At 64.9% G+C, this 23,106-nt stretch carries 21 protein-coding genes; 10 read left to right on the forward strand and 11 right to left on the reverse strand.

The window, feature by feature from the left end; genetic code table 11:
- Positions 1-16: 16 nt before the first annotated feature.
- The 4 genes from E2I15_RS36225 to E2I15_RS36240 are packed head-to-tail and all read left to right on the forward strand — an operon-like array spanning position 17 to position 5,811.
- Positions 17-1,885 (forward strand): extracellular solute-binding protein, encoded by a 1,869-nt coding sequence (locus tag E2I15_RS36225; protein WP_137476635.1) that lies wholly within the window; start codon positions 17-19, stop codon positions 1,883-1,885.
- Positions 1,886-1,888: 3 nt separating this feature from the next.
- Complete coding sequence (locus tag E2I15_RS36230) at positions 1,889-2,998, forward strand: microcin C ABC transporter permease YejB (protein WP_137476636.1); 1,110 nt, start codon at positions 1,889-1,891, stop codon at positions 2,996-2,998.
- Positions 2,998-4,182 carry an ABC transporter permease gene (locus E2I15_RS36235; protein ID WP_137476637.1) on the forward strand — a complete coding sequence of 395 codons (1,185 nt, stop codon included), beginning with the start codon at positions 2,998-3,000 and terminating at the stop codon, positions 4,180-4,182. The genes E2I15_RS36230 and E2I15_RS36235 overlap by 1 nt, the downstream gene beginning before the upstream one ends.
- 3 nt (positions 4,183-4,185) lie before the next feature.
- Positions 4,186-5,811, forward strand: a complete 1,626-nt coding sequence (locus E2I15_RS36240; RefSeq protein WP_137476638.1) for an ABC transporter ATP-binding protein — start codon at positions 4,186-4,188, stop codon at positions 5,809-5,811.
- Positions 5,812-5,987: 176 nt separating this feature from the next.
- Here E2I15_RS36240 and E2I15_RS36245 read toward each other — a convergent pair whose 3' ends face one another.
- On the reverse strand, positions 5,988-6,830 hold the full coding sequence (locus E2I15_RS36245; RefSeq protein ID WP_137476639.1) for a C40 family peptidase: 843 nt from the start codon (positions 6,828-6,830) through the stop codon (positions 5,988-5,990).
- Positions 6,823-8,202 carry a leucyl aminopeptidase family protein gene (locus E2I15_RS36250; RefSeq protein WP_137476640.1) on the reverse strand — a complete coding sequence of 460 codons (1,380 nt, stop codon included), beginning with the start codon at positions 8,200-8,202 and terminating at the stop codon, positions 6,823-6,825. Before E2I15_RS36250 ends, E2I15_RS36245 begins: the two co-directional genes overlap by 8 nt.
- 207 nt (positions 8,203-8,409) lie before the next feature.
- Here E2I15_RS36250 and E2I15_RS36255 point away from each other — a divergent pair, with 207 nt between their 5' ends.
- On the forward strand, positions 8,410-9,207 hold the full coding sequence (locus tag E2I15_RS36255; RefSeq protein WP_137476641.1) for a tetratricopeptide repeat protein: 798 nt from the start codon (positions 8,410-8,412) through the stop codon (positions 9,205-9,207).
- A gap of 171 nt (positions 9,208-9,378) precedes the next feature.
- Here E2I15_RS36255 and E2I15_RS36260 read toward each other — a convergent pair whose 3' ends face one another.
- The 9 genes from E2I15_RS36260 to E2I15_RS36300 all read right to left on the reverse strand — a co-directional run bounded on the left by E2I15_RS36260 (position 9,379) and on the right by E2I15_RS36300 (position 18,130).
- Entirely contained in the window at positions 9,379-10,353 is a 975-nt protein-coding gene (locus E2I15_RS36260; RefSeq protein WP_137476642.1) for a type II secretion system F family protein, read from the reverse strand.
- 9 nt (positions 10,354-10,362) lie between these two features.
- Positions 10,363-11,340 (reverse strand): type II secretion system F family protein, encoded by a 978-nt coding sequence (locus tag E2I15_RS36265; RefSeq protein WP_018269597.1) that lies wholly within the window; start codon positions 11,338-11,340, stop codon positions 10,363-10,365.
- An 11-nt stretch (positions 11,341-11,351) separates the two neighbouring features.
- Entirely contained in the window at positions 11,352-12,815 is a 1,464-nt protein-coding gene (locus E2I15_RS36270; RefSeq protein ID WP_137476643.1) for a TadA family conjugal transfer-associated ATPase, read from the reverse strand.
- Between the two features lie 24 nt (positions 12,816-12,839).
- Positions 12,840-14,108, reverse strand: a complete 1,269-nt coding sequence (locus E2I15_RS36275) for a CpaE/TadZ family protein (RefSeq protein WP_018269598.1) — start codon at positions 14,106-14,108, stop codon at positions 12,840-12,842.
- Entirely contained in the window at positions 14,105-14,857 is a 753-nt protein-coding gene (locus tag E2I15_RS36280; protein WP_137476644.1) for a CpaD family pilus assembly protein, read from the reverse strand. The genes E2I15_RS36275 and E2I15_RS36280 overlap by 4 nt, the downstream gene beginning before the upstream one ends.
- 8 nt (positions 14,858-14,865) lie before the next feature.
- A complete protein-coding gene (locus E2I15_RS36285) occupies positions 14,866-16,344 on the reverse strand; it encodes a type II and III secretion system protein family protein (RefSeq protein WP_137476971.1) in 1,479 nt (492 codons plus the stop codon).
- A 2-nt stretch (positions 16,345-16,346) separates the two neighbouring features.
- A complete protein-coding gene (cpaB, locus tag E2I15_RS36290; RefSeq protein ID WP_137476645.1) occupies positions 16,347-17,141 on the reverse strand; it encodes a Flp pilus assembly protein CpaB in 795 nt (264 codons plus the stop codon).
- Between the two features lie 127 nt (positions 17,142-17,268).
- Positions 17,269-17,793 carry an A24 family peptidase gene (locus E2I15_RS36295; protein ID WP_016842641.1) on the reverse strand — a complete coding sequence of 175 codons (525 nt, stop codon included), beginning with the start codon at positions 17,791-17,793 and terminating at the stop codon, positions 17,269-17,271.
- A 172-nt stretch (positions 17,794-17,965) separates the two neighbouring features.
- Positions 17,966-18,130: a Flp family type IVb pilin gene (locus E2I15_RS36300; protein ID WP_016842642.1), complete on the reverse strand. Its 165-nt coding sequence runs from the start codon at positions 18,128-18,130 to the stop codon at positions 17,966-17,968.
- A 280-nt stretch (positions 18,131-18,410) separates the two neighbouring features.
- Here E2I15_RS36300 and E2I15_RS36305 point away from each other — a divergent pair, with 280 nt between their 5' ends.
- From E2I15_RS36305 to E2I15_RS36325, 5 genes are all read left to right on the forward strand, one after another.
- Complete coding sequence (locus E2I15_RS36305; RefSeq protein ID WP_026192176.1) at positions 18,411-19,241, forward strand: sterol desaturase family protein; 831 nt, start codon at positions 18,411-18,413, stop codon at positions 19,239-19,241.
- A gap of 15 nt (positions 19,242-19,256) precedes the next feature.
- Entirely contained in the window at positions 19,257-20,702 is a 1,446-nt protein-coding gene (locus E2I15_RS36310; RefSeq protein ID WP_137476646.1) for a hypothetical protein, read from the forward strand.
- 325 nt (positions 20,703-21,027) lie between these two features.
- The gene (locus tag E2I15_RS36315; RefSeq protein ID WP_016842645.1) at positions 21,028-21,534 is read left to right on the forward strand and encodes a pilus assembly protein N-terminal domain-containing protein; all 507 of its coding nucleotides are present in this window, start codon (positions 21,028-21,030) and stop codon (positions 21,532-21,534) included.
- Between the two features lie 171 nt (positions 21,535-21,705).
- Positions 21,706-22,275 (forward strand): TadE/TadG family type IV pilus assembly protein, encoded by a 570-nt coding sequence (locus E2I15_RS36320; RefSeq protein ID WP_137476647.1) that lies wholly within the window; start codon positions 21,706-21,708, stop codon positions 22,273-22,275.
- An 8-nt stretch (positions 22,276-22,283) separates the two neighbouring features.
- Entirely contained in the window at positions 22,284-22,913 is a 630-nt protein-coding gene (locus E2I15_RS36325) for a TadE/TadG family type IV pilus assembly protein (RefSeq protein ID WP_246667898.1), read from the forward strand.
- Positions 22,914-23,106: the final 193 nt, after the last annotated feature.

Genomic DNA, 23,106 nt, shown 5'->3' on the forward strand with positions numbered 1-23,106 from the left:
ACTCAAGGATTCGCGCATGGCGCTATTCTCCCGTCGGCACGCACTCGGTCTCGGCATCGGTGCGTTGAGTGCTGCAGGCTTGCGTGCTGCACCGGCGGTGGCCGACAACGGAACCGAGATGCACGGCATGTCGGTGTTCGGCGACCTGAAGTATCCGGCGGATTTTCGGCAATTCGACTACGTCAATCCTAAGGCGCCGAAGGGCGGGGCCTTCTCAATGATCCCCTCGACCCGCGCCTACAACCAGTCCTTCTTTACGTTCAGCTCGTTCAACGCGTTTATCCTCAAGGGTGAAGGCGCGAAGGGCATGGAGATGACCTTCGATTCGTTGATGGCACGCGCGGCTGATGAGCCTGACGCGATGTATGGCCTGGCCGCAAGATCGGTCTCGATTTCTCCCGACAAGCTCACCTACCGCTTCACGATGCGGCCCGAGGCACGGTTTCATGACGGCTCGAAACTGATTGCGCAGGATGTCGCCTTCTCGCTCAACACGCTGAAGGAGAAGGGGCATCCGTTGATCGTGGTGCAACTGCGCGATTTCGTGAAGGCCGAGGCGCCCGACGACGGCACTGTGATCGTGACCTTCGCGCCTAATCGCGCGCGCGACGTGCCACTTTATGTTGCGGGGCTGCCGATCTTCTCCAAGGCCTATTACGCGAATCGGCAGTTTGATGAGTCCACGCTCGAAGTTCCGCTCGGCTCCGGGCCGTACATGGTCGGCAAGTTCGAGGTCAATCGTTACGTCGAGTATAACCGCATCAAGGATTGGTGGGCGGCCGACTTGCCGGTCAATCGCGGCAGTTACAATTTCGACACCGTGCGCTACGAGTTCTACCGCGATCGCGATGTCGCGTTCGAAGGCTTCACGGGCAAGAATTATCTGTTTCGCGAGGAATTCACGTCCCGGGTCTGGGCGACGCGGTACGATTTCCCGGCTATCAAGGATGGGCGGGTCAAGCGCGAGACATTGCCGGACGAAACGCCGTCCGGGGGGCAGGGTTGGTTCATTAACACCCGTCTCGACAAGTTCAAAGACCCGCGCGTTCGCGAAGCGTTGATCTATGCCTTCGATTTCGAGTGGACCAACAAGACCATCATGTACGACGCTTATGCGCGCAGCGTCTCGCCTTTCCAGAATTCGGACATGGTGGCTAGTGGACTACCTTCGCCCGAGGAATTGAAACTGCTCGAACCATTCCGCGGCCAAGTGCCGGATGAGGTGTTCGGCGAGCCCTTTGTGCCACCGGTGTCGGATGGATCGGGACAGGACCGCGCGCTGTTGCGAAAGGCGACGCAGTTGCTCAACGAGGCAGGATGCGTCGTCAAGGATGGCAAGCGGCGATTGCCTAACGGCGACCCGCTTACGATCGAGTTCCTGCTCGATGAGCCGACTTTCCAGCCGCATCACGCCAGCTTCATCAAGAATCTCAAGCCGCTTGGCATCGATGCCAACATCAGGCAGATCGACGCCGTGCAGTATCGCGCGCGTGTCGAGGCTTTCGATTTTGAGGTGACGACCCAGCGTATATCCATGTCGGCGACGCCGGGCGACAGTCTGCGGCCTTACTTCTCGTCCCAGGCCGCGACAACCAAGGGCTCCTACAATCTGGCGGGCGTTGCCAACCCGGCGATCGACGCATTGATCGAAAAAGCTATCGCTGCCGAGACGCGGGCGGACCTGACCTTTGCCTGCCGTGCGCTTGATCGCGCCTTTCGTGCCGGCCGCTATTGGGTGCCGCAATGGTATTCCAACAAGCACCGCGTCGCCTATTGGGACCAGTTCGGGCATCCGGAGAAGCCGGCGAAATATGCGGGCGTCGGTGCGCCCGACAATTGGTGGTACGATGCGGCCAAGGCCGCGAAGCTCGAGCAGGCGAAGTAGCCGATGAGCGCCTATATCGTCCGACGTATCTTCCTGATGCTGCCGACGCTGCTTGGCATTCTGTTCGTCTCCTTCGTGGTCGTGCAGTTTGCCCCCGGCGGTCCGGTCGAGCGGGTCATCGCGCAGATCAACGGCGCCGACACCGGCGGCACGTCGCGCGTGTCGGGAGGTGGCGGCGATTTCGGCGCGCAGCGCGGCCAGGGCGCGGGCGACGGCGCGGCCATCAACTCGAAATACCGCGGCGCGCAGGGCCTCGATCCTGATTTCATCAAGAAGCTCGAGGTGCAGTTCGGCTTCGACAAGCCGGCGCCGGAGCGCTTCGCGCTGATGGTGTGGAATTTCGCGCGGTTCGACTTCGGCAACAGCTATTTCCGCAGCGTCAGCGTGCTGCAGCTGATCAAGGAAAAGCTGCCGGTCTCGATGTCGCTCGGCATCTGGATGACGCTGCTGACCTATCTGATCTCGATCCCGCTCGGCATCCGCAAGGCGGTGCAGGACGGCTCGCGGTTCGACACCTGGACCTCGGCGGCGATCATCATCGGCTTCGCAATACCGGGCTTCCTGTTCGCGATCCTCCTGATCGTGCTGTTTGCCGGCGGCTCGTTCCTCAATATCTTTCCGCTGCGCGGCCTGACGTCGGACGGCTGGGCGCAATTCCCCTGGTACTGGAAGATCATCGACTATTTCTGGCACCTGACGCTGCCGCTGGTGTCGATGGCGCTCGGTGCCTTCGCCACCATGACCCTGTTGACCAAGAACTCGTTCCTCGACGAGATCCGCAAGCAATATGTGATGACGGCGCGTGCCAAGGGCTGCAGCGAGCGCCAGGTGCTGTACGGCCACATCTTCCGCAACGCCATGCTGATCGTGATCGCGGGTTTCCCGGGCGCGTTCATCCACGCGTTCTTCTCCGGCTCGCTGCTGATCGAAACCATCTTCTCGCTCGACGGGCTCGGCCTGCTTGGCTTCGAGAGCGTGTTGAACCGCGACTATCCGGTAGTGTTCGGGACGCTGTTCATCTTCTCGTTGGTCGGACTGGTGGTCAATCTGCTCTCCGATCTCGCTTACATGTGGATCGATCCCCGGATCGATTTCGAAGCGCGGGAGGTCTGATGACGATGCTCGCGCCCCAACCGGTCGAGACCTCGACGCAATCGCCGCTCGGCGAGGCGGTGCCCGCCACGCGGCACGGCTTTTCGCCGTCGCCGCTGAACAGGCGGCGCTGGCAGAACTTCAAGGCCAATCGCCGCGGCTACTGGTCGTTCTGGATCTTCCTCGTGCTGTTCGTGGCGTCGCTGTTCGCCAATTTCATCGCCAACGACAAGCCGCTGGTCGTCAAATATGACGGCAAGCTCTACTGGCCGGTGATCTTCACCTACGCCGAGACCACCTTCGGCGGCGACTTCGAGACTGCGGCCGATTATCGCGATCCTTACTTGCAGAAGCAGATCGCCGCCAAGGGCGGCAGCATGATCTGGCCGCCGATCCGTTACTCCTACGATAGCCGCAACCTCGACCCGCCGACGGCGGTGCCGTCGAAGCCGACCTGGCTCCTGACCGAAGAGCAGTGCAAGGACGTGGTGAAGCGGAAGGGACTGACCGGCTGCCGCGACCTCGAATACAACTGGCTCGGCACCGACGATCAGGGCCGCGATGTGGTCGCGCGGCTGATCTACGGCTTCCGCATCTCGGTGCTGTTCGGCCTGACGCTGACCATCCTGTCCTCGGTCATCGGCATCGCCGCCGGCGGCGTGCAGGGCTATTTCGGCGGCTGGACCGATCTGATCTTCCAGCGGCTGATCGAGATCTGGACCGCGATCCCCTCGCTCTATCTGCTCCTGATCATCTCGGCGGTGCTGCCGCCGGGCTTCTTCATCCTGCTCGGCATCCTGCTGCTGTTCTCCTGGGTGTCGCTGGTCGGCCTGGTGCGCGCCGAGTTCCTGCGCGGCCGCAATTTCGAATACATCCAGGCGGCGCGCGCGCTTGGCGTCTCCAACGGCGTGATCATGTTCCGCCATCTGTTGCCGAACGCGATGGTCGCGACCATGACGTTCCTGCCCTTCATCGTCTCGTCCTCGGTGATGACGCTGACGGCGTTGGATTTCCTCGGCTTCGGCCTGCCGCCCGGTTCGCCCTCGCTCGGCGAGTTGCTGTCGCAGGGCAAGGCCAACGTGCAGGCGCCGTGGCTCGGCCTCACCGGCTTCTTCTCGGTCGCGATCATGCTGTCGCTCCTGATCTTCATCGGCGAAGCCGCGCGCGACGCCTTCGATCCACGCAAGACGTTCTCGAAGGGCTGAGGCATGGACGCGACCAACCAGCCTTTGCTCGATGTCCGCGATCTCTCGGTCGCCTTCGGCCGCGCGCTTGCGGTCGACGGCATCTCGTTCTCGATCAGGCGTGGCGAGTGCGTCGCGCTGGTCGGCGAATCCGGTTCGGGAAAATCCGTCAGCGCGCTGTCGGTGCTGAAGCTGCTGCCCTATCCGACGGCGTCGCATCCCACCGGCGCGATCCGCTTCCGCGGCCGCGACCTCCTGACCGCGTCCGATCAGGAGATGCGCGAGGTCCGCGGCAACGACATCTCGATCATCTTCCAGGAGCCGATGACCTCGCTCAATCCGCTCCAGACCGTCGAGACCCAGATCGGCGAGATCCTGTCGCTGCACCGGGGCATCAGTGGCGCGGCGGCGCGGGCGCGGACGCTGGAGCTACTGGGCCAGGTCGGCATCCCTGAGCCGGAGACCCGGCTCAAGAGCTATCCGCACCAATTGTCCGGCGGCCAGCGCCAGCGCGTGATGATCGCGATGGCGCTCGCCAACGAGCCCGATCTGTTGATCGCGGACGAGCCGACCACGGCGCTCGACGTCACCGTGCAGGCGCAGATCCTGGCGCTGCTGGCCGAGATCAGGGCGCGGCTCGGCATGAGCCTGTTGTTCATCACCCACGACCTCGGCATCGTCCGCCGCATCGCCGACACCGTCTGCGTGATGAACAACGGCAAGATCGTCGAGCAGGGCCCGGTCGAGCAGGTCTTCACCGCGCCGCAGCACGCCTATACAAAGGCGCTGCTTGCCGCCGAGCCGAAGCCCGATCCGGCGCCGCCGCAGCCGGGCGCAGAGGTCGTGATGGCGGCGGACAATCTCAAGGTCTGGTTTCCGATCAAGCGCGGGCTGTTGCGCTCGACCGTCGGCCACATCAAGGCGGTCGATGGCGTCAGCCTCGCGGTGCGCAAGGGCGAGACGCTCGGTGTGGTCGGCGAATCCGGCTCCGGCAAGACCACGCTCGGGCTCGCGCTGCTCCGGCTGATTTCCTCCGACGGTCCGATCGTGTTCCTCGGCAACGACATCCAGGGCCTGCGCTTCAAGCAGATGCGGCCGTTCCGCCGCGACATGCAGATCGTGTTCCAGGACCCGTTCGGCTCGCTCAGCCCGCGCATGTCGGTGGCCGACATCATTGCCGAGGGCCTCGAGGTGCACCAGAAGCAGCTGTCGCGCGAGGAGCGCGAGGCGCGGGTGATCAAGGCTTTGAAGGATGTCGGGCTCGATCCCGACTGGCGCTTCCGCTATCCGCACGAGTTCTCGGGCGGCCAGCGCCAGCGCATCTCGATCGCGCGCGCGGTCGTGCTGGAGCCGAACTTCGTGGTGCTGGACGAGCCGACCAGCGCGCTCGACATGTTGTTCCAGGCCCAGATGGTCGACCTGCTGCGCGACCTGCAGCGCAAGCGCGATCTCACCTATATGTTCATCTCGCACGATCTGCGCGTGGTCGCCTCGCTGGCGAGCCATCTGATCGTGATGAAATCCGGCAAGGTGGAGGAGGAGGGACCGGCCTCCGAGCTGTTCAAGAATCCGAAGAGCGACTACACCCGCGCGTTGTTCGCCGCCGCGTTCCGCATCGAAGCGGCCGGCGACGGGGCGGTGGCGACGTAACTCTTTCTCGTTCCACGTCATCCCCACGCAAAGGCTTCGCCTTTGTCGCTGGAGGTGCGAGCCTTGCGGCGCAATTGCGCCGCTGGGCGAGCCTCGAAGGGTGGCGTGGCCCGGGTGGGGCCGTCGATCCTTCGAGACGCGCTCCTCACGATGACGGTGACACGCCGTCGCGCCAATCAAAGCCGCTTGATCGCCTGAACCTCGCTGCCGGCCGCTCTGATCCGCGCGATTGCTGCGTGCGTATTCTCCACCGCCGTTGCCATGTGATGCGCGTTGGCGTGCACGATCGTCGCGGCGTCGCGCACGATCGCGACATGGCCCTTCCAGAAGATCAGGTCGCCGCGTTGCAGCTGCTTCGATTCGGCAGCCGTCAATTCGCGGCCGAGCCCGTCCTGCTGCATGTCGCTGTCGCGCGGGCAGCCGGTGCCGGCGGCGGTCAGCGCGATCTGCACCAGGCCGGAGCAATCGATGCCGAGGCTCGATTTGCCGCCCCAAAGATACGGTGTGCCGACGAATTGCTCGGCGATCGCGACGAAATCACCTGCCATCGTATCGAGCGGCGCGAGATGCCGGCGCGGCAGGTGCCAGCCTTCGCGGGTCACCGCGAACGCGCCGTCCTCGCGGACGATCGCAAGCTTCGTCCCCAGCGCCAGCGCCTCGACCGGCGGCAGCTTGATCGACGCGCCCGGAAACGCCAGCGTGCGCAGCGCCGTGACCTTGTGCGTCGGGGCGGCGCCGGGCGTCGTCAGGGCGGCCTCGGGAATCCATCCGACATAGCCGTCATCGGCGAGCTGGCCCCAGGCCCAGCCTTCGCCGTTGCGATCATAGACCGTGACCCGCTCGCCCCGGAGCGCCTGCGTCATCTGTTCGGCATCGCTCGCCGGCGCTTGGCGCAGCGGCGCGATGGCCTCGCCGACCTCAAGCACTTCGCCCTCGACGAAGCGCAAGGCCTTGACTTTGCCCTCGAGATATTTCGCGGCGAGGTCGTCACGGGCCGGCGTCAGTCTGACATCATGCATAGCGCTGGCTCAGCAATTTGTAGATCGCGCGCGCGGCCTGGCACTCGCCGCCTTCGGGGCGGCCGGGCTTTGCCGACGGCGTCCAGCCGTAGATGTCGACGTGCAGCCAGCTCCTCGCGTGCTCGACGAAGCGCTGCAGGAACAGCGCGCAGGTGATCGAGCCCGCGAAACCACCCGAAGGTGCGTTGGTGATGTCGGCGGTCTTGGAGTCGAGCCAGGCGTCGTAGGCCGGCCATAGCGGCATCCGCCACAACGGGTCGTTCTCGCTCTTCGCACAAGATGCGACGTCGCCGGCAAGCGCCTCGTCATTGGTGTAGAACGGCGGCAGATCCGGGCCCAGCGCCACCCGCGCGGCGCCGGTCAGCGTGCCCAGATCGACCAGCAGATCCGGCGTCTCCTCGTCGGCGAGCGCCAGCGCGTCGGCGAGCACCAGCCGCCCTTCGGCGTCGGTGTTGCCGATCTCGACAGTGATGCCCTTGCGCGACTTGAAGATGTCGAGCGGGCGGAACGCGTTGCCGGCCACCGCGTTCTCGACCGCCGGGATCAGCACGCGCAGCCGCAGCTTCAGCTTCGCGTCCATCACCATCTGGGCCAGCGCCAGCACGTTGGCGGCGCCGCCCATGTCCTTCTTCATAATGAGCATGCCGCTCGACGGCTTGAGATCGAGCCCGCCGGTGTCGAAGCAGACACCCTTGCCGACCAGCGTCACCTTCGGATGGGCGGGGTCGCCCCAGCTCAGCTCGATCAGCCGCGGCGCGCGTGTCGACGCCATGCCGACGGCGTGGATCAGCGGGAAGTTCTGCGCGAGCTCGTCGCCGTCGATGCAATTGAAGGCCGCACCGAACCGCGTCGCGAGGTCGCGCGCCACGTCGGCGAGCTCGGCCGGCCCCATATCGTTGGACGGCGTGTTGATGAGATCGCGCGCCAGCGCCGCGGCATCCGCCATCCGGGTGATCTCCGCCGTGTCGATGCCATCGGGCGGCACCAGGCGGACCTCGGGGACCTTGTTCGTGCGATAGCGGCCGAAGCGATAGCAGCCGAGTGCGAAGGCGAGTGCCGCAAGTCTGGTGTCATGCGGTGCGTTGGCGAACCGGTAGACGCCCGGCGGCAGCAAGCCGGGCAGGGCGCCCGGCCGGAACGGATCGCGCGCCTTGTGGTCGGCGTCCTCGAGACCGAACAGCACCTGCGCGATGCCGCCGTCTGCCGCCGGCAGGACGAGCAATTTGCCGGGCTTGGCCGCAAAGTCATTGGCTGCCGCGAACTGGCGCGCCGGCGTCGGCAGCTCGCCCTGGATCGCATCCCATGTCGCCTTGGTGACGAAGGTGATCGGCGTGGCGGCGGTCGTGGGGGCGGTTTCGAACACGGATGGCATGCGGCTCTCGGCGGTTCTGGCGTCGTTGGTGGGCTACTACACGCCTTTCGCCGCGGATGGTAGCGCGCCAACCGTTCACGGGACGTGCAGGGCCGGAACCGGAGAGTCGGCTGCCAGCGCCGCCAGTTAACCAGACGTTAGGGTTAACAGTCTATTGCTGGCACGCTCGGCTGGAACCGTTCGCCCGATTTCGTGAGTCACAGTGCCATGCGTCGACAGTCCAATCTGACCCGGCATCTCGCTTCCGCAGCCCTCCTGGCGGTCCTGGCCGCAGGGCTTGGCGGTTGCCAGACCATGTCCGACGTGGCGGGATCGATCACGTCCCGGTCCGATCCCACGCCCGATGATCCGCGCCGCGCCGTCGAGGTCTATGGCGAGCGCTATCGCAAGAATCCCAAGGATGTCGCGGCCGCGGTCGGCTACGGCCAGGCCCTGCGCATGACCGGACAGCGCTCGCAGGCCTGCGCCGTGCTCGAGCAGGCCACCATCGCCAACCCCGGCAACAAGGCGCTGCTCGCTGCCTATGGCCGCGCGCTGGCCGACAACGGCAATTCGCAGGCTGCATTCGACGTGCTGAGTCGCGCGCACAGCCCGGACAATCCGGACTGGCGGATCCTGTCGGTGCAGGGCACCACGCTCGACAAGATGAACCGGCACGAGGAGGCACGGCGCTATTACGCCAGTGCGCTGAGGCTGGCTCCGGACGAGCCGTCGGTGCTGTCCAATCTCGGCCTGTCCTACATGCTGACCAAGGATTTGCCGAAAGCGGAAGAGACGCTGCGCCAGGCCTATGCCAGCGCCCGCGCCGACACCCGGATCCGGCAGAACCTTGCGCTGGTCGTCGGCCTGCAGGGCCGCTTCGCGGAGGCGGAAACAATCGTCAAGGCCGACCTGCCGTCGGATGAGGCCGCGGCCAACGTCGCCTATCTCCGCGACATGCTGAACCGCAAGGACGGGCCGCGGACCGCATCGCGCGCGGCGCCGGTCGTCGCCAAGGACGACTAAACCAAACGTGGCAGCTCCACCTCCCCTTGAAAAGGGGAGGTCGCTTGGCTCGCCAGAGCAAAGCGGGTGGGGGATCATCTCTCCACGCGCAGCGGCGTCTGCGGTCGACCCCCATCCCGACCTTTCCCCTTTTCAGGGGGAAGGAGAGAGGCAGCCGGCGCAGGCGACGCATCAATGCATGGTGGCGATCTTGATGTAGGACGGGCCGAGGATCACGATAAACAGACAGGGCAGGAAGAACAGGATCATCGGCACCGTCAGCTTGGGCGGCAGCGCCGCGGCCTTCTTCTCGGCCTCGTTCATCCGCATGTCGCGGTTTTCCTGCGCCATCACGCGCAGGCTCTGGCCGAGCGGCGTGCCGTAGCGTTCGGATTGCTGCAAGGCCATGCACACCGACTTCACGCCTTCGAGGCCGGTGCGGCGCGCCAGGTTCTCGTAGGCGGTCTTGCGATCCTGCAAATAGGACAGTTCCGCGGTCGTCAGCGCAAACTCCTCCGACAGCGCGACCGATTGCCCGGCGATCTCGTTGGCCACTTTCCGGAATGCGACCTCGACCGACATGCCCGACTCGATGCAGATCAGCAGCAGGTCGAGCGAATCCGGGAAGGCGCGCTTGATCTGGAGCTGGCGCTTGGTGATCGCGTTCTTCAGGAACAGCATCGGCGCCTGCAGGCCGGCATAGGCCGCGCCGACGCAAATGCCGATCTTGAGCGTGAGCGACCAGTTCGCGCCGGCAATGAAGAACGTATAGATGATTGCGCCGATCAGCATCAGGATCGGCGTGACCGCACGCGCTGCCAGGAAGTAGACATATGGAGCGTGGCCGCGATAGCCCGCCATCACCAGCTTCTCGATCGCCGCTTCCTGAGCCAGCCATTTGGTAAGGTTCAGGTCATCCACCATCTTGGAGACGGCCTGCTTCGGCGTCTGGCGCAGCGTCACTTTTTCCGACTTGGAAAGACGCTCGCGCTCGCGCTGCCGCAGGCGTTCGCGCTCGCTGGCAACCGCCTTCATGCGCTTGTTGAGATCGCCGCCGGCGAGCAGCGGCATCACCAGCGTGTAGACCGTCGCGCTTGCCGCGAAGAAGGCAAGCAGCATGGTCATGAACCTGACGTCGTGGAGCTTGGCGACCAGAATATCAATCATGCTGCACCGTCAGAAATCGAAGTTGATCATCTTCTTCATCACCAGCACGCCCATCGACATCCAGATCGCGCAGGCGACCAGCATGAGCTGGCCCATCGAATTGGTCCACAGCAGGGCGATGTAGTCCGGCGTCGTCAGGAACACGAGGATCATCACGATCGGCGGCAGCGAGCCGATGATGGCGGCGGAAGCCTTCGCTTCCATCGACATCGCCTGGATCTTCTCGGCCATCTTCTTGCGGTCGCGCAGCACCCTCGACAGGTTGCCGAGCGCTTCCGACAGATTGCCGCCGGACTTCTGCTGGATCGCGATCACGATGCCGAAGAAGTTGGCTTCCGGCAGCGGCATCCGCTCGTAGAGCCGGGCACAGGCTTCGCCGAGCGGCATGCCGATCGCCTGGGTCTCGATGATGGCGAGAAACTCGCTGCGCAGCGGCTCCGGCGCGTCGTTGACGACCGCCTTGAGCGATTCGAACAGCGGCAGGCCGGCCTTGATGCCGCGCACGATGACGTCGACGGCGTCAGGCAGCGCCTTCAGGAACGCCTTTTCCCGCCGCTTCTTCAGGAATCCGAGCAGCCAGCGCGGCACGCCGAGACCCATGGCAAAGCCGATGCCGGCCGCGCCGAGCATGCCGCCGCCGGCCAGGAATGCCGCGCCGAACCCGAACAGGCCGAGAGCGCCGGAGATCATCCAGAACTTCTGCTCCGACCACTCCAGTCCCGCCTGCGAGATGCGCAGGCCGAGCGGCACTTTCTTGTCCTTCTGCCGCCGCGCCTCGAGCTCCTTCAACGATCCTTCGACCTGCTCGCGGCGGGAGCGTTGCGTGCGGTCGGCGTTTCGTGTCGTCGTGGGTTCGCTGCGCGCCACCGACGCGCGGCGCGACTCGGCCTTCTTCTCCCCCGAAAGGTAGGGATACAGGAAGACCCAGGCGATGCCGCCCACCGTCGTGGCGGCGAGGAAGGCGAGAGCCAGAGTTTGCGTCTGCATCCTGCGTTCCCCTAGACCGGCGCCGGCGCGTCGGAGGCGTCCAGCGCCGCCGCAAGCCGCTTCTCTTCATTGTAGTAGCGCGCACGCTCCCAGAAGCGCGGCCGGCCGATGCCGGTCGAGCGGTGCTTGCCGATGATCTTGCCGTTGGCATCTTCCCCGACCACGTCGTAGAGGAAGATATCCTGGGTGATGATGGTGTCGCCTTCCATGCCCATCACCTCGGTGATGTGCGTGATGCGGCGCGAACCGTCGCGCAGGCGCGCGGCCTGCACGATGATGTCGACCGAGGCGCAGATCATCTCGCGAATGGTGCGGGACGGAAGTGAAAAGCCGCCCATGGTGATCATGGATTCGCAGCGCGACAGCGCTTCGCGCGGATTGTTGGCGTGCAGCGTGCCCATCGAGCCGTCGTGGCCGGTGTTCATGGCCTGCAACAGGTCGAACGCCTCGGGGCCGCGGACTTCGCCGACGATGATGCGTTCCGGGCGCATACGCAGGCAGTTGCGGACCAGTTCGCGCATCGTCACCTGGCCCTCGCCCTCGATGTTCGGCGGCCGGGTCTCCAGCCGCACCACATGCGGCTGCTGCAGCTGAAGTTCGGCGGCGTCTTCGCAGGTGATGATGCGTTCGTCGTGCTCGATATAGTTGGTCAGGCAGTTCAGCAGCGTGGTCTTGCCCGAGCCGGTGCCGCCGGAGATGATCACATTGCAGCGGACGCGGCCGATGATCTGCAGGATGGTCGCCCCTTCGGGGGTGATCGCGCCGAACTTGACGAGCTGCTCCAGCGTCAGCTTGTCCTTCTTGAATTTGCGGATGGTGAGCGCGGGCCCGTCGATCGCCAGCGGCGGCACGATGGCGTTGACGCGGGAACCGTCGGCGAGGCGGGCGTCGCAGATCGGCGAGGATTCGTCGACGCGCCGGCCGACCTGGCTGACGATACGCTGGCAGATGTTGAGAAGCTGCTGATTGTCGCGAAAGCGGATGCCGGTGCGCTGGATCTTGCCAGCGACTTCGATGAACACGGTGCCTGCGCCGTTGACCATGATGTCGGCGATGTCGTCGCGCGACAGCAGCGGCTCCAGCGGGCCGTAGCCGAGCACGTCGTTGCAGATGTCGTCGAGCAGTTCCTCCTGCTCGGCGATCGACATCACGATGTTCTTGATCGCGATGATCTCGTTGACGATGTCGCGGATTTCCTCGCGCGCCGATTCGCTGTCCAGCTTGGCGAGCTGGGCAAGGTCGATCGCCTCGATCAGGGCGCCGAAGATCGTCGCCTTGACCTGGTAGTAGTTGTCCGAGCGGCGGGCTTCGACGGCGGGGGCAGGCGGTGGCTTGCTCGGCGCCAGCGGCGGCGACGAGATCGCCGGTGCGACGGACTCGCGCGACATCGCCGGGGCGCCGGCAGGCTCCGGCGTCTGAAACGCGGGCTTGGGTGCCCGCACGTCCCCATCGTTTCCGCTACGCTTACCAAACACGACGTCTTGACTCCACGCGGACCACTATTTGGACCGCAGCTTTTCGAGCAGGGGCGACAGGAAGGACCCCCTCGGCTTCTTGGTCTCGCCGCGGCCTGTCAGCCGCTGCGCCATCTGCAGAAACATCTCGACCGCGCGGTGATTGGCGGAAATCTCCGCGATCATCTGGCCGTTGTTGGCGGCGGAACCGAAGATCTGCGGATCGAACGGGATGGCGGCGATCGGCTGGCTTTCGATCGCCTTGGCGAACTCGCCGGCCGCGATCTCGGGACGCTTCGGCACGCCGACCTGGTTCAGGCAGTACAGCGGTGCGCGGTCGTTGGGCCGCGACGCCTTGAGCAGGTCGAACATGTTCTTGGCATTGCGCAGATTGGCGAGGTCGGGCGCCGCCACGATCAGGATGTCGTCGGCCGCGATCAACGCGCGCTTGGTCCAGCCGGACCATTGATGCGGCACGTCGAGCACGATGCAGGGCATCGTGGTCCGCAGCGTATCGAAGATCGCATCGAACGCCTCGGCGCCGAAATCGTAGACCTTGTCCAGCGTCGCCGGCGCCGCCAGCAGGCTCAGATGGTCGGTGCATTTCGACAGCAGGCGGTCGACGAAGGCGGTATCGACGCGGTCGGGCGAGAACACGGCGTCGGCGATGCCCTGCGCAGGATCCTGGTTATAGTTGAGGCCGGCTGTACCGAAGGCGAGGTCGAGGTCGGCGACCACGGAATCGAGCGCCAGATCGCGGGCAATCGCCCAGGCGACATTGTGGGCGATGGTCGAGGCGCCGACGCCGCCCTTGGCACCGACGACAGCGACGATGCGGCCGACTGCCTTGGCTTCCGGCGCCGAAAACAGGTTACAGACCGCGCGCACCACGTCGATCGCATGAGCCGGCGCGATGACGTAATCGCTGACGCCGCGGCGCACCAGCTCGCGATACAGTGTCACGTCGTTGACGCGGCCGATCACGACCACGCGGGTGCCGGCGTCGCACACCGTTGCGAGCTGATCGAGGCCGGCCAGGATGTCGCCGCGGCCCTCGGTCTCGAGGATGATGACGTTGGGCGTCGGCGCCGAGCGATAGGCCTCGATGGCGGCCGCCATGCCGCCCATCTGGATCTTGAGGTGAGCCTTGGCCAGCCGGCGATCCTCGCCCGCCGACTGCACGGCGGCAGCGGTCTCGACCGTTTCGCAGAACGCCTGGACCGAAACCCGTGGCGCCGGAGCAATATGGTCGTCCACGGCCTGCGGCGGGGCGTCCGTCTGCTCTTCGGAGTTTTGCTGCGCGTAGGTGATCATTTTCCTGTGTCGCTTAGCTTGGCCCTGTCGGACTCGGGATAACTCGTGGCGGTGGTGGTGCCCTTGCGATACTTGTCGAAGGCGATGTTGCGACGCGACGTATAGGCAGGGGTCTCCGCGCGCGGCTGCACGAGGTCGGTCGGGTCTTCGACCATGGCGGCGAGGTTGCGCTGATTGGCGCAGCCGAAATTGTAGTACTGTTTGTTCTCGATGTAGGACCCGTTGTGGATCGACGGGCCGAGATCTTCCGGCCAGAGGCCGCACGGCCCGGCGACCGCTTTCATCTTCGGATAGTTCACGCGGATCGCGGGCATCTGGCGCGGATCCTCGGGACGGTATTTGCGAACGAGGATCCCGCGCGGCGGCACGCCGGCGGCGGCGAACGTGGCCTGGATTTCGCGCAGCGATTCCTGGGCGGTCCGTGCGTTCGGCGTGTCGGCAGGAACGTCGATGGTGACGGCGCCAGTTCCCTCGCGCATCCAGTCCTGCGCCATCCCCATCACCTCGGCGCGCTGCTCCGCAGTCAGGCCGCCGCGACTGCGGCCGACGAAGACCACGATCGAGCGATCAGCCTCGGTGACCGCGATCGGGTGACGCTGGCGATAGTCGGCCGGCGCGTTCACCATCGCGAAACTGTTGTCGGCGGCGTGCTGGCAGGCGCCCAGCGTCATCGCGAGGCTGACGAGCGCCCCGGCGAGAGCGATGCCGCGCTGGTAACCGGCGGATGTCCTGGATGTGGTCTGTGTCATCGTCCGCCTCAGTCCGTAATGAAGCCGTAAGTGCCGCGGTAATTCCGCGCCGGCTCGGTGCGGCCGGGTACGCCGTAGACGCGATTGATGCTGCCCAGCAGATCGGCCTGCGGATCTGACGCGTTGGCGAAGCCGTCGTCCGGACGCGACAGGTCCTTCTGCGCCACCGCGCGAACGACATAGGGCGTCACCAGCACCATCATCTCGGTCTGGTTGTTGACGAAGTCCCGGCTGCGGAACAGCGTTCCGAGCACCGGCAGCGACGCCAGCCCCGGAAGGCCATTGATCGCCTGCTTGGTCTGGTCCTGGATCAGGCCGGCCATCGCCATCGAGCCGCCCGAGGGAATTTCCAGCGTGGTCTCGGCGCGCCGGGTCTTGATCGAGGGGATCGTCGTTCCGCCCGCGCCGCCGGTCAGCGAGTTCTCGGTCGAGACTTCCGACACTTCCGTCATCACGCGCAGGCTGATCCGTCCCTCGGTCAGCACCACGGGCGTGAAGTTGAGCGAAATGCCGAATTTCTTGAAGCTGACGGTCTGAACGCAATTCCCGATCGCGCCTCCCGTCGTCGTCTGACAGGTCACGCCGGTCGGAATTGGAAATTCGCCGCCCGAGATGAAGGTCGCCGATTCGCCGGAGATCGCGGTCAGGTTCGGCTCGGCGAGCGTCCGCACCACGCCTGCGCTTTCCATGGCACGGAGCGTCGCCGATACCGATGGAGCCGCGCCGAACGATGTGGTGAGGGCGTTGCCGGGCACCAGCGCTGCGTTGTTCGCCGTGAACGGGTTGTTGTTGGTGAACTTCACCACGGTGGTGCCGTAATTGAGGTTCGCGGTGAGGTCGATGCCGAGCTGCTTGATCAGGCTGCGCGAGACTTCGGCGACCGTCACCTTCAGCATCACCTGGTCGCGGCCGCGAACGGTGATGGAGTTCACGACCTTGTCGGCGCTGCCGACCAGCCGCGTGGCGATCTCGCCGGCCTGCTGTGCTTCGATCGGGCTCGCCGCGCTTCCGGTCAGCATGACGCCCTCGCCGACACCCTCAATCTGGATATCGGCATTCGGCAGTGCGGCGCGCAGGGCCGCGCGCACGCCGTTGAGGTCGCGCTTGACCGCGATGTCATAGGCCGCGATCTGCTGGCCGGCGGCGTCGAAGAACACGATGTTGGTCTGGCCGACCGTCGCGCCGATGATGTAGGCGCGTTGCGCAGAGCGGACCACGGCATTGGCGATCTTGGGATCGGCGACCAGCACATCCTTGATGTCCCTCGGCAGATCGATCACCACCGATTTGCCGACGCCGAGTGCGAGGAAGCGGGCGTTCATCTGGCCGTCGGCCGCGGCGGGAGCGGCGCGGTAGTCGCTCGCCACCACCGGCGTCAGTGCCGGGTTGAGCGTGAGCGCCGCGACGGCCGAGAACGACAATGCGCGGACCATGAAGGCCCGCATCGTCCGTTGAGTTGCCCCGCCCTTCATCACCTGTGTCCTCATGGTCACTTCTGCATCGTTGCCTGGTTGGCAACGCCAAAGCGGATGACGTTGATGGTCTCACCGCGCCTCTGGTGGTTGTCGTCGGTCCTGACGTCGGTCCCGTTGTTGTCGGCGATGCTGCGCAGCGCCAGCGACAGGACGCCGCTCTGGCGCGCGCGCGCCAGCGTCTCGGTCTGGTCAGGCTTCAGCTCCAGCGTCACCGTCTTGCCGATCAGTGCGTTGGTGCCGTCCTTCTCCTTCGGCGCCTGGTCGATCGCAAGGACGCGGATATTGGTCAGGATGACCTCGGAATTGACGATGTCGGCGCCGTTGCGGTCGGGATTCTTGTCCCGCTTCGACAGCAGGACGTCGACCCGGTCGTTCGGCAGGATGAAGCCGCCGGCACCGGTCTCGGGAGAGATTTCAGTCGATACCGCCCGCATGCCGCTCGGCAGGATCGCGGCCATGAAGCCGCTTCCGTCGGCCTTGACGAGCTTCTGCTCGCGGATCGGCTCGCCCTGGATGAACGGGGCGCGCGCGATCGAGCCGGTGACGTCCTTGATGGCGTCGGCGTGGCTGTCCTTGCGCATGAAGCTGGCGCTGGCGGTCGCCGCCGGCCAGGTCTGCCACTGCAGATCTTCGGCCTTCACTGCCTGGCCGAGGCCGATGTCGCTACGCGCGACCAGGATGTCGACGGTCGGCAGCTGCGCGACTGGCGGAGGGGCCGCCGGCTTGTCGTCGCTTCCGCTCGCCAAATAAAGCGCCGCAAGGCCGGCGCAGCCTGCAATTGCCAGGACCAGAATGCGGGCCTTATCCATTACGCTTCACTTTCCACATGACGCCGCGACGCTGCCGCCGCCGTGATGGGAGTTGACCAGCTATTCGTCAAAGCATGGTTAATGAGGCGTATCTAAATCGCCTTAACGGGCGGTTACCGCTGCTTTCTCAGCGCATCGCGAAGTGCGCGAGATCGATCGTCTTGATCCAGTCCGTCTCGGGATAGATCAGGAGGGCGCCGAGGGCGAGCGCGATGCCGTAGGGAATTCCGGTCTGCTTGTCGTGCAGGCGGCTGAGCCAAGCCTGGGACGCGAGCGGGTAGGGCAGGGGCCATTGCCGCAGCTGCAGCAAGAGCACGGTCAGCGCACCACCGAACAGCGACGCAAAGACCAGATAGGGCAGCAGATGCTCGAACCCGAACCACAGGCCGGCCGCGGCCGCGACCTTGGCGTCTCCGCCGCCGACCCAGCCCATCGCGAACATGCCGAACGCCACCACGAGGACCAGCGCGCCTGCGCCGGCATGGGTGAGGATCTCGTGGACGCCCATCCCGGTCAGCGGCGCCAGGACAAAGAAGCCCGCCACCAGCGCCAGCGAAATCCGGTTCGGGATCGTCATGGTCAAGAGATCGCTCGCCGCCGCAAAGGCCATCAGGGCCGGAAACAGCATCAAGCGTGCGATGTCGAGGATCATGAATTCATGCCGTCAAGCTGGAGCTGCGGTCGAGACCCGACGCTAGCGGCCAATGGTGAACAATCGGAAAAGGATCGCCGGCACCATCAACGGAGGCTGCCGATCGGCCCCCGACAAATAGCAAAGGTCCCGGGATCGCCGGGACCTTTGCTGCGAATTCATCGAAGCCGGCTTACTTCAGCGAGCCCGAGATCGAGTTGAAGGTACCCGAGAGCTTCGTGCCGACGCCGTTGACTGCAGCGATGATCGCGATGGCGATACCGGTGGCGATCAGGCCGTACTCGATGGCGGTCGCGCCCGATTCGTCCTTCACGAAGCGCGAAACGAGGTTCTTCATAAAATCACTCCTGTGTACACGTGGCTGGTCGAACTAGATTTGGTCTCGCCGGCGTTCTCAGCACCGTGACCATTGCGGCACCCTAGTGTTGGACGATTTCGGCGCAGTTAATTTGATCGCATAAACTCTGCGGGAACCCGCTGTTGTTGCGCACAGTAAATTTGGCATTAAGCGGTGCGCTAAAATTGCAGACTGTTGCTGCGACCGGGCGCTTGGGACCTATTCACGGCTCCTTAAGCGCACATCTATACCCATGGGGCTTCCGTAATATGAGGCTGCCATGTCCACCCTTCCGATCGAAGTCATCGAGATGCTCGGCCAGACGATGATGAGGGTGGTGCCGATCACGATCGGCCTCGCGCTGTTCTTCACGGTGCTGACCCACTTCTGGGCCTGCAATCCCGGCAAGCCGTGGTGGCAGAAGCGCGAGCTGGTCACGGACATCTGCTACTGGTTCTTCGTGCCGGTATTCGCCCGCGTGCTGCGCATCGGGCTGCTGGTGGTGGGCGCGGCCGCGGTGTTCGACGTGCACGGTGCCGACGAGCTGATCTCGTTCTACGAAAACGGACACGGCCCGCTGGCGCAGCTGCCGCTCTGGCTGCAATCGATCATCTTCCTGGTCGCTTCCGACTTCATGCTGTACTGGCTGCACCGGATGTTTCACGGCGGCGGCTTCTGGAAGTACCACGCCATTCATCATTCCTCCGAGGATCTCGAATGGATCTCGGCGGCGCGCTTCCATCCCGTCAATCTGCTGATCGGCACGATCTCGGTCGACGTGATCCTGCTGATGGCCGGCATCTCGCCGAACATCATGCTGTGGGTCGGTCCTTTCACCACATTCCACTCCGCCTTCGTGCACGCCAACCTGAACTGGACGCTCGGTCCGTTCAAATATGTGATCGCCACGCCGGTGTTTCATCGTTGGCATCACACTGCGCTGGAGGAGGGTGGCGACACCAATTTCGCCGGCACGTTTCCGCTCTGGGACATTCTGTTCGGGACATTCCGCATGCCCGAAGGCAAGCTTCCGGATGATTACGGCGTCGACGCCGAGCAGGGCGTGCCGGCCGAAATCGGCGGACAGCTGGCCTATCCGTTCCGTCATTGACCGGACCGTGCGCGCATGAGTGCTGAGACCGCAACCGTCCCGCAGGCGCGGGCCTCGGTGTTCGCCGAAGTCCCGGCCTGGTTCTGGATGGCGTGCGGCGTCTATGCGCTGCTGCTGGTCGTCGGCGACAGGCTGCTCGCCGATTCCGACACCTACTGGCAGATTGCCGTCGGCCGGTGGATCCTCGATCACCGCGCATTGCCGTCGGTCGATATCTATTCCTTCACCAAGGCCGGTGAGCCCTGGGTGTCGTCGTCCTGGCTGGCGCAGGTCCTGTTCGCGAAGGCCTACGACCTTGCCGGGTGGACCGGGCCCGCGGCGCTGGCCGCGGCCTGCGGCGCCGCCACCTTCGCGCTGCTCACCGCGATCCTCAGCCGCGCGCTGCCGGCGATCTACGCCAGCCTGATCGCGCTGGCGGCGCTGGTGCTGACATGCGGCCATCTGCTGGCCCGTCCCCATGTGCTTGCGCTGCCGATCATGATGGTCTGGGCGAACGGCCTGATGGTCGCCAGCGAACGCCGCGAGGCCCCCTCGTTCTGGCTGCTGCCGCTGATCGCGCTCTGGGCCAATCTGCATGGCGGTTTTCTGTTCGGCCTGGTGCTGGCCGGCGCCTTCGCGCTCGATGCGCTGTGGAATGCGGCGCCGGCGCAAAGATTGCCGTTGGCGCTGCGCTGGGCCGCATTCGGCCTCGGCGCGCTGGCCGCGTGCTGCGTGACGCCCTATGGCTGGGGGACGATCCTCGCCTCGCTGAGGATTCTCAGCCTCGGTGAACTCTTGCATCTCATCGCGGAGTGGATGCCGGCGAGTTTCAGCCACGTCGATGCGTTCGAACTGACCATTCTCGGCCTGATCGGCGCGGCGCTCTATTGCGGGGTGAAGCTGCCGCTGCCGCGGATCATCCTGGCGCTGGGCCTGCTGCATATGGCGCTATCCCACGTCAGGAATCTCGAGCTCTTCGCGCTGCTGCTGCCGCTGGCCGTGCTGACGCCGGTGGCAACCCAGTTCGGCCTGCGTGCCGCAAGCGTGGTCCGGCTGAAGGCCACGCCGGCCGCGATGCTGATCGCCGCGCTCTGCGCCTCGACCTGGTTCATTGCGGTGCGTCGCGACATGTCGCCGCCGCCGATCCATTCGCCCGCTGCTGCCGTCGACGCATTGAAGGCGCACAACGTGCAGCGCGTGCTCAATGATCTGCAGTTCGGCGGCTATCTGATCTGGCGTCAGGTGCCGGTGTTCGTCGATGGCCGTGCCGAGCTTTACGGCGAGGACTTCGAGATGGCCTATTACCGTGCGCTCCAGCTCAAGGACGTCAGCGGCTTCCTCGATCTGCTCAAGACCTACAGAATCGATGCGGTGATGCTCGATCCGGCAACGCCCGCCTCCAGATTTCTCGATCACATCGCTGGATGGCAGCGCCTCTACGCCGACGATCGCGTGGTGGTGCATGTGCGTGCCGCCGGCTGAAGCGCGATGTGATGAGGTTGAAACGTCATCGCGCCTTAGCTCTTTGTTTGAGCATGATCTCCGCGCAAACGCGTTCCGCGTTTGTCGCGAGGGAAACCGCATCGCACTTTTCCGGATCACGCTTTAGGCGGCGGTCCCCGCGGGGACGTTTTTCCGCGGGATCACCGGGCCGTTGGCCGATCCGTTTCCGGAAGTCGTGACATCCGCGCAATTCAGCGGTCGATTTTTGCTCTTCTTAAATGAATTGCCGTCAGATTTGCCTGCGTCGGGCGCCGGTCCGCTGCGTATCGCTTTTTGCCGGCTTGTTAACGTCCCGGGGTAGGATATGTCGTTTCAATCCCAGCGTATTCGCGCCGTCGCGCGCATTGGATTCATCTCGCTGGCCGCAGCCGTTCTGCTGTGGCCCGCATTCGCAACGGCAGCGCCGGATCCGGACCGGATTGCGGTCAATGTCGACCAGGCCAAGCTCGTCAAGCTGCCCGGCGGCATCTCCACCATCGTGGTCGGCAACCCGCTGATCGCCGACGTCACCCTGCAGAATGGCGGCGTTGTCGTCGTGACCGGCAAGGGCTACGGCGCGACCAACTTCATCGCACTCGACCGCTCCGGCCAGGTGCTGGTGGATCGCCAGATCCAGGTCGAGGGTCCGACCGACCAGCTTGTCACCGTCTATCGCGGCGTCGATCGCGAGACCTACAGCTGCATGCCGGTCTGCCAGCGCCGCATCACCCTCGGCGACGGCGAGACCTACTTCAAGTCGACCATGGACCAGGCCGGCTCGCTCAACAGCCAGGCCTCCGGCTCGGGCGCGGCCGCGAAGCCGCAGAACTAACGCGTGTCCGCGCCGGCGCTTCGCACGCCGGGGCAGCCGCCGGCCGCAGGCGGTTCATCCGACATGGTTAATAAAAGCCTGACGGATCGGGTCGCTCTGTCTCGATCCGCCGAAATACTTCGACAATGAGTCTTGGGTAGTTGTTGCCGCCATGTTGATCCGGGGTCGTTGATGTCGCTGCCCGCTCATTCCTTCGCGCGCCTTCTCCATCGCTTTCGCCGAAACCGCAGTGGCGCGACCGCGGTCGAATTCGCGATGGTCGCGCCGCTGTTTTTCGGACTGCTGTTTGCGATCATCGAAGTGGCGATGATCTTCTTCGCGAGCCAGGTGCTGGAGACGGTGACGCAGGATTCGGCGCGCATGATCATGACCGGTCAGGCGCAGGGCGCAAGCTATACCCAGCAGCAGTTCAAGAACTTCGTCTGCAGCCAGGTCAGCGCGCTGTTCGATTGTGCCAACGGCATATCGGTCGACGTGCGCAGCTATCCCGCTGCGACGGGCTTCAGCAGCGTCAACATCGCGCCTCCGATCGATGCCAACAACGCATTCATTCCGACCATGAAATGGTGTCCAGGCAAGGACGGCGACGTCGTGGTGGTCCGGCTGTTCTATCAGTGGCCGCTGTTCGTCACCAAGCTCGGCTTCAATGTCGCCAACCTCGCCAACGGCAAGCGGTTGCTGACCGCGACCGCGACATTCAAGAACGAGCCGTCCGGGACCGCCGGGGCGACATGCTCATGAGCAACGTCATGAAAACCCGGGCAGCGGCCTTGCTGCGCTCCGTCGCGGCCCTCTGCAATGACCGCCGGGGCCTTGCCGCCGTCGAGTTCGCTTTCGTCCTGCCGCTGATGCTGGTGCTGTTCTTCGGCACCGTCGAGTTTTCATCCGGCGTCGCGGTCGACCGCAAGGTCACCTTGATGGCGCGCGCCGCGTCGGACCTGACCTCGCAGTCGACGCAGGTGGTGGACGCCGACCTGCAGAACTTCTTCAGCGCCAGCGTCGGCATCATGACGCCGTACGATCCGACGCCGACCAAGGTCACCTTGTCGGAAATCTACGTCGACGCCTCGAAGGTCGCGCGGATCCAGTGGAGCAAGGCCGGGGTGATGGCCGCGGGCGCCACGCAGGCCACATTGACGGCCTCGAGCCGCAGTCAGGGTGATGTCGTGACCAGCGTCGTGCCGGCGGCGCTGCTGGTTGCGGGCACCTATCTGATCTTCAGCGAAGTCAGCTACAAATACGTTCCGACGGTCGGCTATGTGATGGCCAAGAGCGGCATCAATCTCACCGACGTCGCCTTCACCAGGCCGCGGCAGTCGGTTTGCGTGTTCTACGCCCCGACGTCCGCCACCATGCCGACGACCTGCTCGACCTACTGAAGCGCGATGAGATGAGGTTGAATCGTCATCGCGCTTGAGCTCGTTGCTCAAGCGCGAGCTCCGCGCAAACGCGTTCCGCCTTTGTCGCGAGGAAAACCGCTTCGCGCATTTCCGGATCGTGCTCCGGGCCGCGGCGGCAGACTCGCAAACAAAAAGGGCCGCACCCGAAGGTGCGGCCCTTGATGCTTTAACG

It is taken from the genome of Bradyrhizobium sp. BR2003 (genome assembly GCF_009720285.1).
GTDB classification, from domain to species: Bacteria; Pseudomonadota; Alphaproteobacteria; order Rhizobiales; family Xanthobacteraceae; genus Bradyrhizobium; species Bradyrhizobium elkanii.